The 12444-nt window shown below is 32.6% G+C and carries 9 protein-coding genes and 1 pseudogene; 3 read left to right on the forward strand and 7 right to left on the reverse strand.

Translation table 11 applies throughout. From position 1 onward, the window contains the following. Positions 1–62 precede the first annotated feature (62 nt). Genes I130_RS05705 through rnr form a run of 3 tightly spaced genes read right to left on the reverse strand, consistent with a single transcriptional unit; the run spans position 63 to position 3704 of the window. A complete protein-coding gene (locus I130_RS05705; RefSeq protein ID WP_034920360.1) occupies positions 63–794 on the reverse strand; it encodes a LysE family translocator in 732 nt (243 codons plus the stop codon). Between the two features lie 31 nt (positions 795–825). Continuing rightward, positions 826–1497 (reverse strand): head GIN domain-containing protein, encoded by a 672-nt coding sequence (locus tag I130_RS05710; RefSeq protein WP_198012033.1) that lies wholly within the window; start codon positions 1495–1497, stop codon positions 826–828. 11 nt (positions 1498–1508) lie between these two features. Continuing rightward, the gene (gene rnr / locus I130_RS05715) at positions 1509–3704 is read right to left on the reverse strand and encodes a ribonuclease R (protein ID WP_034920362.1); all 2196 of its coding nucleotides are present in this window, start codon (positions 3702–3704) and stop codon (positions 1509–1511) included. Positions 3705–4810: 1106 nt separating this feature from the next. Here rnr and rpiB point away from each other — a divergent pair. The 3 genes and pseudogenes from rpiB (at position 4811) to I130_RS05730 (ending at position 6774) form a co-directional block, all read left to right on the forward strand. After that, positions 4811–5242 (forward strand): ribose 5-phosphate isomerase B, encoded by a 432-nt coding sequence (rpiB, locus tag I130_RS05720; protein WP_034920363.1) that lies wholly within the window; start codon positions 4811–4813, stop codon positions 5240–5242. Positions 5243–5245: 3 nt separating this feature from the next. Continuing rightward, a pseudogene (locus I130_RS05725) lies at positions 5246–6153 on the forward strand (cation diffusion facilitator family transporter). 180 nt (positions 6154–6333) lie between these two features. Beyond that, positions 6334–6774, forward strand: coding sequence for a GNAT family N-acetyltransferase (locus I130_RS05730; protein ID WP_034920365.1), 441 nt, complete (start codon positions 6334–6336; stop codon positions 6772–6774). Positions 6775–6933: 159 nt separating this feature from the next. Here the strand turns inward: I130_RS05730 and I130_RS05735 are convergent, their stop codons facing one another. The 4 genes from I130_RS05735 to I130_RS05750 form a co-directional block, all read right to left on the reverse strand. Next, positions 6934–8175: a cation:proton antiporter gene (locus I130_RS05735; RefSeq protein ID WP_034920367.1), complete on the reverse strand. Its 1242-nt coding sequence runs from the start codon at positions 8173–8175 to the stop codon at positions 6934–6936. A 312-nt stretch (positions 8176–8487) separates the two neighbouring features. After that, positions 8488–10122, reverse strand: coding sequence for a S41 family peptidase (locus I130_RS05740; protein WP_034920369.1), 1635 nt, complete (start codon positions 10120–10122; stop codon positions 8488–8490). Then, positions 10103–10495, reverse strand: coding sequence for a ribonuclease P protein component (gene rnpA / locus I130_RS05745; RefSeq protein WP_034920370.1), 393 nt, complete (start codon positions 10493–10495; stop codon positions 10103–10105). Before rnpA ends, I130_RS05740 begins: the two co-directional genes overlap by 20 nt. Positions 10496–10592: 97 nt before the next feature. Beyond that, on the reverse strand, positions 10593–12443 hold the full coding sequence (locus I130_RS05750) for a M1 family metallopeptidase (RefSeq protein WP_034920372.1): 1851 nt from the start codon (positions 12441–12443) through the stop codon (positions 10593–10595). Position 12444: the final 1 nt, after the last annotated feature.

Below are 12444 nucleotides of genomic sequence, written 5' to 3' on the forward strand. Positions count from 1 at the left end.
AGCTTCCTTTAAAAGGAAGCTTTTTTTTGAAATTTATTTAGATAATAGGTAGAAAATAACTTCTAATTAAAAGACTTAATGTTCTCTGAATTTTGAAGATCAAAGACCACATTTTCAGGTTCTAAGATTTCAATTTGATCTTGTAAACGTTCAATTTTTTTAGGAAAAATTCCTCTTGTAATTAAAATTCCACCAAAGACTATCATTACAATACTTATCCCTCTCTTCATCTTAAATATACGACCTGGTGTAAGTTTTCTATTTAATTTTTTAGCAAGAAGTATTTTAAATATATCAAGGAAAAGATAGGTTAGTAATACGGTAGAAAAGAAGATTGTAATTCTATTTGGCTCCATATCTAAGGTAGGACCAAAAACAATAATTAGTCCCAGCCAAAAGCCTAGAACTCCAATATTTATAAAGTTTAATAGAAAACCTTTTGCAGCAAGTCCAAAATAATCTCTTCGACTCAATTTTCTTACTTCCGGTGTATCAGCCTCTACTGTAATAGATTTTTTAGTTTGTATAAAGGACATTACCCCATATGTTCCAAGGATCATCCCACCAAAAACAAATAATCCAGGATCGTCTTTTAAAGTATTTAAAAGTTTAGAAGTACTTAAATATGCAATTAAAAGAAAAACTATATCTGCCAAAATAACCCCTAAATCAAATGAAATAGCTGCCCTAAAGCCTTTTAATGCTGCAGTTTCCAACAACACAAAGAAAACAGGACCTAATAAGAATGCTAAAAAGATTCCCATTGGTATTGCTGCCAAAATATCTTGCACCATATAACTAATAGATTTTCACAAAGATAAGGTTCTAATTTATCTTCTTAATGGTTCCACCAAATGTGGTACTCTCATCTATCTTTTCAGGATTTCCATACACATATATGGTTCCCCCAGCTCTTACTTTTGCGTTTACATAAGCTTTAGAAAAAATACTAGCAGTTCCTCCACCGGTAATACTTATACTAACATCAGTTCCTATAAGGTTTTCCCCTTTAAAATCTCCAGCTGCTTTTACATCTATATCCTGTTTTTTTGCAGTACCAATTATAAAAAGATTCCCTCCAGTGACCACACTAGCATATAAATTTTCCAGCTCTACTTTAGCTTTTACATCTGCTCCTTCTTGAACTCTTATTTTAAGCATTGGTTGAGAAACCTTACCACAGATATCTACCGTCGCATTTTGCTTAGCTTCAACCTTTAATAACTGTTTATAATAGATGTTAACAATCGTGTTATCCTCATTCCAAAGATGGTCCAAATCTACACTAACCTTAAGTACTCCATTTTTCACCTGAAGATTTACCTCATTACGACTATTTCCGGTAATAATCGCCTTATTTTCATCAGTTTGAGTTAAATTTACTTTGAGACCTTTTCTAACCTCCACCTCGGTGAAATTATTTAACTCCACCGTTATTTCCTGCGCAAATGTTATTGATGCACAAGAAAGTAGCATTAATAATATATATTTTTTCATCATCAATAATATTAATCAACCTGTTCTTTTTTACCTATTAAATTGAAATCTAGATGTCTTCTTACTAGATCTGCATTTTTAACAGAAATATATACTTCATCTCCTAATTGATACATTTTCTTATTTTTTCTACCAACTATCGCATATTGTTCTTCATCAAAATCATAATGATCATCTCTAATATCTCTTAGACGAACCATCCCTTCACATTTATTAGAAACAATTTCAACATAAATACCCCATTCTGTAACACCAGAGATTACACCTAAAAACTCTTCATCCTCATGATCTAACATAAACTTCACTTGCATGAATTTTATGGAATCACGTTCTGCATTGGTAGCTAAGCTTTCCATTTCACTACTATGATGACATTTTTCTTCGTATTCTTCTTCCTTTGCCGAAGGTTTATCATCTAGATAATTTTGTAATAATCTATGCGTCATTACATCTGGATATCTTCTAATTGGAGAAGTAAAATGTGAATAATAATCGAATGATAATCCGTAATGTCCAATATTCTTGGTGCTATAGTAAGCCTTACTCATGGTCCTAATAGTAAGAGTATCTACCAAGTTTTGTTCTTTTGTTCCTTGAACGTCGCTTAAAAGGCTATTTAAAGAGGAAGAGACAGAAGATTTATCTTTTAAGTCGATCTTATATCCAAATTTAGCAATCACCGTTTGCAGTGTATTCAATTTAGATTCATCCGGCTCATCATGACATCGATAAACAAAAGTCTTTTTTGGAGTTTGCTTTCCTATGAACTGTGCAACTCTTCTATTAGCCAATAACATAAATTCTTCAATCAGTTTATTAGCCTCTTCTGAAGTTTTAAAAAATACTCCAACAGGTTCATTCTCCTCATTCAAATTGAATTTGACTTCAACTTTATCAAAAGAAATAGCACCATCTGCCATACGTCTTACACGCATTTGTTTTGCAAGATCGTTAAGAGTTACAATCGCATCTACAATATTATCACCAACCTTATATCCATTTTCACGAATAGATATCTCTTCTGGAATAGTTGCTTCTCCTGTTTCAATTATATGTTGAGCCTCTTCATAAGCAAAACGCTCATCAGATAATGTTACCGTTCTACCAAACCATTCGTTAATTACAAATCCTTTATTATCCATTTCAAAAACCGCAGAAAAAGTATATTTCTCTTCATTTGGTCTCAAAGAACATGCATTATTAGATAAAACTTCTGGTAACATTGGTACAACCCTATCCACTAAATAAACAGAGGTTGCTCTCTCATAAGCTTCATCATCCAGAATAGTTCCTGGTTTTAAATAATGAGAAACATCTGCAATATGAATTCCAATTTCAAGATTACCATTTTCAAGCTTTTTAAAACTTAAGGCATCATCAAAATCTTTTGCGTCTTTAGGGTCTATAGTAAAAGTTAGAGTATCCCTAAGATCTCTACGTTTTTTTATTTCGTCCTCCTGAATTGAGGTATCTATATTGTTGGCAAAATCTTCAATCTCTTTAGGAAATTCATGAGGCAATCCATATTGGGCTAGAATCGCATGCATTTCTGTATGATGCTCTCCCGGTTTTCCTAAAACTTCTTTTATACTTCCAAACGGAGAATCTGCCTTTTCGGGCCATTCCTCCATGGTTACAACAACTTTATCTCCATCCTGCGCATCCAGCATTTTGTTTTTCTGAACAAAAATATCTGTATACATTTTAGGATCTTGAATGGCTACAAAACCAAAATTTGGTTGCATTTGTAAAACACCTACGAATTCAGTTTTTCTCCTGTTTATAATCCGTACAATCTCTCCTTCAGATTTTCTTTTCTTCCTTTTGTTGTAGACATAAACTTCTACTTCATCCCCATTCAAAGCTTTATTTAAGGCATTAGCAGGAATAAAAATATCCTCCTCCATATCCTCAACTACAACATAACCAAAACCCTTAGTGGTCATATCAAGCTTACCTTGATAATATTCTGGATTTCCACCCATCTTAAACTTTCCTCTTTCTTCCTCTTCAATTTGCTTTTTAGCAGCCAATTGAGCTAAATTTCTAATAATATGGTTCCTGGAACTAGCATCTGTAAGATCTAGTTTTGCAGCAATTTGTTTGTAGTTAAAGCTTGTGCTTGGGGATTTTCTTAATATATCTAAGATGCTTTTGGAAAGATTTCCTTCATTCTTAGATTGTGATCCTTTATTCTTTCTATTCATAAATCTTAATAAGCTATAAAATTACAGTTAAAATGTGACTTTAAATTAATCTATCAATAAAGTTTTGTTAAGCCTCTAATCGTAGATGAAGATTGTATTAAGACTAATTCATTTTGATTTTCAGATATTTAGATATAAAAAAAATCTAATAAAAATATTCTAATTATTAAAGTTTTCTTAATTTTAAGATAACATCTCTTTCTAAATTTCCCCACATATTTGTAAGAAAAAGTGATTTTAATGAATATTTCAACAAAAATATCGCTTCTATTTTATCTTATATTTCTCTTGGGAATAATAAGTGTTTTTTTAATTATTACTAAAACACTAAATGAAAAAAGCACAATAAATTTAAATTCTACCACAGTTATTTATTCTCCTAATTCAGAATTTAAAAATGTCTAAAAATCAGATGTTTAGATAAAGAAGACTAGAATTTATAAATTCCACTCTTGGTAATAAAAATCATAAATATCTTATATACAGTATATTAATGAAAAAATTCTTTAAAAATAATCAAATTAGCATTTTGTTTTCTAAATATAAATTAAAGAAATGAATTTAGGTTGAGAGCTTTTTAACTGAAGTTATAAACACTTATATTATATTTATCTTTTTTCTTCTATTTAAAAAATTAAAACTGTTGGTTATTATAGCTTGTTAACTTCTAGCATAACTTTTTCCAAAAAAAATAGGTTTTTGAGATACCAACATTTTAGATTGACTTGTTAACAGCTTTAAAAATTTCTAAAGAACTGATACTCTTATTATTTTAAGATTTACTTAACAATGGTTAACAATTAAATGTTAATAGAACTTCTTAAAAACTATATCTCTTTTCGTTGTTCACAATCTACAATTTGATGCTCATAACTTCCCTAGAAATTCTATAGTTATAATTAGGAGAAATGGATTTTAAATTGCTATTCCAAATTCTAACTAGAAAAGCAAATTTTGTTGTTATATTCTAGCATATTGTTATTCACATTTTATCAAAATTCTTAACTGCTTAAGAACAGGGCATTTAGAAATAGTAATTAACAATGTAAATTTTAATAGTTAACAACCCATTTTTTACCTTTGTTCAACCTCTTAAAACAAAAAATATGAAAATTGCCATTGGAAATGACCACGCAGGAACCGATTATAAGTATGCTATTGTAGCGTATTTAGAATCTAAAGGGATTAGCCTTACTAATTACGGTACAGATTCTGAAGCTAGTGTTGATTATCCAGATTTTGTTCATCCTGTAGCTAACGATGTAGAAACTGAAGCTGTAGATATGGGTATTATTATTTGTGGAAGCGGAAATGGAGCTTCTATGACAGCTAATAAACATCAAGGTATCCGTTGTGCATTATGTTGGACAGTAGAGATCACCAAACTTGCCAGACAACATAACAATGCCAATATATTAAGCATTCCCGCTAGATATGTTTCACAAACGCAAGCTGTAGATATGGTAGATGCATTTTTAAATACTGTATTTGAAGGTGGACGTCATCAAAATAGAGTAGAAAAAATACCTGTAAAATAGTTAATGGGACATAATCACGATCATGGAAATATTAAGGATGTAAAAGGTAAAAATCTTTTAATTTCTATATTTCTTAATATTGGAATTACAATTGCACAGGTAATAGGTGGCTTGTTAAGTGGAAGCTTAGCTTTACTTTCAGATGCACTCCATAATTTTAGTGATGTTCTCTCATTATTGGTAAGTTATATAGCAAATATTCTTTCTAAAAAAGATGCTTCGTTAAAACATACATTTGGATATAAAAGAGCCGAGATTGTTGCGGCTTTCGTTAATGCCTCTACTCTTATTGTTGTAGCAGTAATTCTAATTATAGAAGCAGCTCAAAGATTTAAGAATCCAGAAACTATTAATTCTAATTTAGTTATTTGTTATCCATTTTAGCAATTTTAGGAAATGGATTTAGTGTTTTGCTATTAAAAAAAGATAGTAAAGCCAACCTTAATATGCGCTCTGCATATCTACATTTACTTACAGATATGATGGCTTCTGTAGCTGTTCTAGCCGGGGGATTATTAATGAAATATTATCAAATTTTCTGGATAGATAGTGTACTTACTCTAGCTATTGCGATTTATCTGATTATCGTAGGTTACGATCTCTTGAAATCGGCTACTAAGGTGCTTATGCTTTTTACACCTAGCGATCTCGCTTTAGAAGATATAGCTGAAAAAATTTGTACTATTTCTCAAATAAAGAACGTTCATCATCTACATGTATGGCAACTAAATGAAGCAGAAATTCATCTAGAAGGACATGTGGATTTTTATGATGATATTAACCTGACTAAGTTTGAAGAAATACTTTCTGAAATAGAAGAATTAGTGTATCATTCCTACGGAATAAATCATGTGAATATTCAACCTGAATTTGGAAAGTGTGATAATAAGGATCTAATAGTTCAGGATTAAAAACTAAAATATATAAGTGTTTTTTGTCATACTAATTAGCTCGTCACCCTGAATTTACCTGCCCGTACCGTTCGGGCGGGTTTCAGGGTCTCAATTTAAATTTTCAAAGATTCTGAAACAAGTTCAGAATGACGTACCTACTCAGTTTATGATTTTTTATGGACAATATAAATTAAAAATATGCAGATTAAAGTAAAGACATTTGAAGAATTAAGCTTGAACGAATTATATGAAGTGCTCGCTCTTAGGTCTGAAGTTTTTGTGGTAGAACAAGATTGCGTGTACCAGGATATTGACGGGAAAGATCAAAAAGCGCTTCATATTTTAGGATATAAAGAAGGAAAATTGGTTGCTTATACCAGGTGTTTTAATAAAGGTCAATATTTTGAGGAAGCTTCTATAGGAAGAGTTTTAGTGAAAGAAGATCAACGAAAATATGGTTATGGTCACCAAATTTTTGAAGCTTCAATAAAAGAAGTAGAATCTAGATTTGCTGCTGAAAGAATTAAAATTTCAGCACAACAATATCTTATTAAATTCTATGAAAGCCACAATTTTGAACAAACTGGAGAGGGATATTTAGAAGATGGAATTCCGCATATTGGAATGATAAAATCTTAACGTAAATACTGTTCAGTTTGCTGCATTAAATTTGCAGCAGACTTTAAAAAAGCTAGCTTTTATATTTTAGAAAGATTGGTACTCCTGGTTTTATTATCATATTAAATGGTTTTATTAACTCTTTTTTAATCCATTTAACTGTTTCCCTGGAACTTACATTTACTCCTTATTACGTAATTTGTCAAAATGGCCAATAATTCTTGGTGCCGTTAACCCATGTATTACAATAGAAATAAGAATGACATAAAAAGTGATGCCGTATAGCTCATTTTTATTTTCAAAATTATCATACTGAATAAATGCCCATGATATATAAAACACAGAACCAATTCCTCTTATTCCCAGAAAACTGATTGCAAGTTTTGTTTTAATGGGATCTTTAACTCCTATTAAACCAATAAGACCAGCTAGGGGACGAATAATAAGAACAAAAATAAAAGCAAAAAGAATTCCCTTCCAATCTGTAAGGGTGAGAATTCCATTAAGGATAGAGCCTCCAAAAAGTATCACCCAAACGGTTAATAAAAGTCTTTCGATTTCATTAATAAAATCGTGCATTTTAGTTTTATAATCCCCGCTTATTTTTTCGTAGTATCTCAAGGTTAAGCCTACAAAGAACACTGCAAGAAAGCCGTATCCATGAAGGATTTCTGTGAGGCCATAAGTCATAAATGTAAGTGAAAGTGAAACAAATCCATCAAAAGTTTTTATACCTGTAACTACATGAAGCCTGTCAAGTAAGTAACCTATCAATCTCCCAATTACAATACCCAATATAACTCCAATCACTACTTTTAAAAGTAGTTTATCCCAAAACCAGTCAGCAAAATTTAAAGTTGCCCATCCTCCTGCTTGTGCCACCATTACAGCCAGGTAGGTAAAGGGAAAAGCCATCCCATCATTAAGACCGGCCTCTGTTGTGAGGGTGAATTTTCTCTTGTCTTCTGGTTCAGATTCCCGGGTTGGTTCTTCAAGTTGAACTTCAGCGGCAAGTACGGGATCTGTAGGTGCGAGGACAGCAGCAAGAAGCAAAGAAGATGGAATACTAAAGGCCAGAAAATAAATACCCATAAAATACGCAGCTGCAATGCAGATGGGCATTGTTATAAAAACCAATAACAATGGTCTTTTCCACGTCGAAAAAGAAAAAATGCTGCCTATCTTTAAGCCGGCTCCCATCAAAGCAATAATGACTATTAATTCAGAAAAATACATCAGATTGATGTCACTCCATAATGGATCCGGCCAGGCCAATGGGGCTCCAATAGCATACAATAAGAATCCTAAAAGAATCAAAATTATAGGAAAACTAATTTTTATTATTTTGGAAATTGAAGGTAACCATGCCATTATCAATGTAGCAAAGCCCAATGAAGCCAGCACTAGATAATGTTCATTCATAGGAAATATAGTTAGAATAGATTTAAAAGAAATCCAATATTAGTTTTAATCTAAAAAATAAAATTACCCTATTTAAAAATGATACTGGAGAATTTTGCAAAACTGTAACATTTTTTAAATGAATATTTTTGAGGTATTAAAGATGCTGAATTTTCGGACGTCTCGGGACAGCATTTCGGCAGTTAAAATAGTATCGTCACCCTGAACTTGTTTCAGGATTTATTTGCAGTCCACTTAGAAAAAAATAGCAATGGCTGTTTATAAACTCATTAAAAAATTAAGGTGACGCAGCTTACATAAAAATCTTGTTTTTTACTTCAAAATACCTGAATATCTTGAACTATTTCCAAGAATATCTTGAGCTTCAGTAATTTCAGGATTTTCTAGAATATAATGCTGGTACAAACCTTCTTGATAGAAATATCGTTTAATTATTTCATCGGTCAAAAGAGTTGTTATCTCTGCTTTTTTAGCATCTAGATCTTCCTTTTTAGCTGTGGCTATCTTATTTAATGTTTGATTGTAAGAGTTTAAAATATCTTCAGAAAAACCCTCTTTTTCAGCAGTATATAAAGCAGCTTCCAAGTCTTTTTCTGTTCGAGTCTGGTAACTAAAATCACTTTTATTTAAATATGCCTTAAAAGCAGTATAATCTTCATTAGTAAATTTAAAATCTTGAGGACTTTCCAATTTATGAGTATAATAATACTGGGTAGCAAAGTCAAAAATAGCACTGTTAGCCAGCAAGGCATTTGTAACTGCACTAAATTCTGAAGTCTCTAAGGTGATATCTGGTAATACTCCTCCTCCATCAAAAACGCTTCGTCCATTCTTGGTCTTAAATTCGTTATAATCCTCTACTTTGGTTCTAATTGCTTTGCCATCCTTATCTCGTTCACGATAATTCAAAGCTTGAATACATCGTCCGCTTGGGGTATAATATCTGGAAATTGTAAGTTTTAGCTGAGTCCCGTAGGCCAATTCTTTTGGACGTTGCACAAGTCCTTTTCCAAAACTTCTTGCACCTACAATCACAGCTCTATCTAGATCCTGTAAAGAACCTGCAACAATTTCACTAGCAGAAGCACTGCGCCCATTAATAATTACTACCAAAGGAATCTTAGTATTTATTGGTTCTTTTTGGGTAAAATATTCACGGTTATATTTTTCTATTACAGATTTGGTAGTGGTTATCAATTGTCCTTTATCTACAAAGATATTACTAACATTAATAGCTTCACTAAGCAAGCCACCTGGATTCCCTCTAAGATCTAAAATTATTTTTGTTGCTCCTTCAGCTTCAAGATCTTTTAAGGCTTTAATAGTTTCTGAAGAGGCATTTTCATTGAATCTAGACAAAACAATATATCCTGTATTATCACTTAACAATTCATAAAAAGGAACTGCTTTAAGCGTAACTATCCCTCTTGTTAAGGTAGTAGAAAGTTTTTTCCCCTGTCTTAGATAAGTAAGTGTGATCTGGGAATTTGGAGCTCCATTAAGCAAATCTGAAGCATTATCTGTGAAATCGACTACAGATAGACCGCCAATCTCTATTATTTCGTCTCCGGGCTTTAAACCTGCTTTATCTGCAGGAAAACCTTTGTAAGTTTCAAGGATCACAAAACTTTCTTTCTGGATTCTCACTGAAGCACCAATTCCTTGGTATTCCCCAGCGGTATTCATTCTTGAAGCTTCAACATCCTGCTCATTGTAATAATTAGTATAAGGATCCAGATCGGCAAGCATGGCTTTAATTGCAGTATCCATTAACTCAGCGGGATTGGTTTCATCTACATAATTCATATTCAACTCTTTAAAAAGAGTGGTGAATATTTCTAATTGTTTCGCGATTTCAAAAAAGTCGGTCCTAAAGGAGCTCGCCCCAATAAAGAGGCTTACAGCAATAAAAATTACTGATATTCTTTTAAGTATTCTTGTTTTCATGAGCGGTCTCCTTTTCTTTTAATTTGTTCAAAAGCTGAATGAAGCAATCTGAGATCTCTTGAGAATCATATTTTTTCCGAGCAGTAAATATGAACATTAACGCGTATTTCTGATTTAAGTTGCTTTCTACAAGATACTTATTTTTCCTATAAGCTTCTCGCATAAGCCTTTTTAGATAATTGCGCTCAACGGCTTTTTTGAAATTCCTTTTAGGAACCGAAACTCCAGTTTTACAAGTAGTAATTTCTGGGTTTTTTATAGGATAATAAAGTAGTTTAATGGGAAACTGCTTAATGGAATTCCCTTCAGTAAACAGGATATCTATTAATATTTTGCTTTTCAGTTTTTCTGAAGCAGGAAAGGTTTCACTCATTATTACCAATTGATTCGGCTAAATTAAAAAAATCCGCTTTGGGAATTCCCAAAACGGATTTTCTTTTAAATTTAAAGATGATAATAGTTAAGAAATATTACTTCTCTTCTGCTGTAACAGCTTGCTTTAACTCATTATTCTCTCTATTGATATCTGCCATTAGTCCAGCAGGATCTATTTGTACATTAGAAATAGTGCTCTTTGGCTTATCAATACTTAATTTATAAGTTGGATACGCCCAAGCCCAGTCCTTAGCAAGTGTTCTTTCCACACCATTTTCAGCTGGTTTGTTCCAACGCATCATTTGCAATGGAATATAGATCATTTCTGAAGTTCCATCAATATAAGAAACCTTCACGTCCAAAGGCATAGGCATTAAACCTATACGCTCAAGATTTACAATTGTAGTTTCCCCTTCTTCAGAAAGGTCTTTAACTGCATAATCTATAGTATTAATTGTTTGTGTCCAGTCTATTAAATACCAGTCTAATTCTGCTCCAGAAACTTTTTCAGCAATTCTAATAAAATCATTAGGAGTTGGATGTTTGAATTTCCACTCGTCGTAATATCTATTTAATGTTTTCTGAAGGTTTTCTTGTCCAATTACATATCCTAATTGTGCTAAGAAAACAGAACCTTTGGTGTAAGCCGCGGCCCCGTAGGCTCCGTTAAGATTGTATCTATCTGCATGTGTACTTTGTGGTTGCTCTACTCCAGAAGTTGCTAATCTAGTATATCCTTTAAAAGAACCTTCAAATACATTTTCATTTTTAGAACTGCTGATCTCATTTTCAGCTAAAGTTGAAATGTAAGAAGTGAATCCTTCATCCATCCATTCATTTACACTTTCGTTGGTTGCCATTAAATGCTGAAACCAGGCGTGTGCCATTTCATGAGCAGTAACTCCAACTAAACTTCCAAAACTGCGTTTTCCGGTAATTAAGGTAGCCATCGCATATTCCATTCCACCATCTCCTCCTTGGATTACAGAATATTGCTCCCAAGGATAAGCCCCAATATGTTCATTAAAAAACAACAATAATTCTTCAGTTTTAGGCTGAAGGTTTTTCCAGTTTTCTTTTATCTCTGCATCATTTTTGTAAAAGAAATGTAACACAGTTCCATCTGCAGCGGTTCTTTTATCATGAATAAACTCAGGATCTGCAGCCCAAGCAAAATCGTGCACCATTGGTGCTAAAAAATGCCAAGTAAGCTTCTCCCCTTTTTGTTTTTTTACTTTCGTTCCCTCGGCTTCATAACCAAATCCAATTTCTTGCGGATTTTGAAGATATCCGGTTCCTCCGATAACATAGTTTTTATCAATGGCGATCTTTACATCAAAATCTCCCCATACTCCGTGAAATTCACGGCCTATGTACGGATCTGCATGCCATCCTTGGAAATCATATTCTGCCATTTTAGGATACCACTGTGTCATAGAAAGCGCTACTCCTTCAGCGTTATTTCTTCCAGATCTTCTAATTTGTTGAGGCACTTGCCCTTTAAAATCCATCTTAAAAGTAGCCGTTTCACCAGGTAATATGGGCTTACTTAGTTGAACTTCCAATACAGTTCCAACTTCCTCAAAAGAAAGACTTGCTCCATCTTGGGTAAGAGAATTCACTTTTAAATAACCTTGCTCAGCTTCAGTTAATTTAGAAATTCTATCTCCTACTCTGCTATCTGGATCTTGGATAGTTCTAGATCTTACATCCATTTCGCTTCCCGGTTGGAAGGCATTAAAAAATAAATGATAAAAAACGCGATTTAAAGTATCAGGGGAATTATTGGTGTAGATTAACTCTTGATCTCCTGTGTATTGAAAGTTTTTCACATTCATATCCACGTCCATCTTGTAGTCAACTTTTTGTTGCCAATAAGAATTGTTGTTTTGAGCCTGAGCCCAAATGCTTGTAAATAAAGTAATTGCTATAAATATTCTCTTCATA

The sequence above is a fragment of the Gillisia sp. CAL575 genome (assembly GCF_000403785.1).
In the GTDB taxonomy this organism is placed as follows: Bacteria; Bacteroidota; Bacteroidia; order Flavobacteriales; family Flavobacteriaceae; genus Gillisia.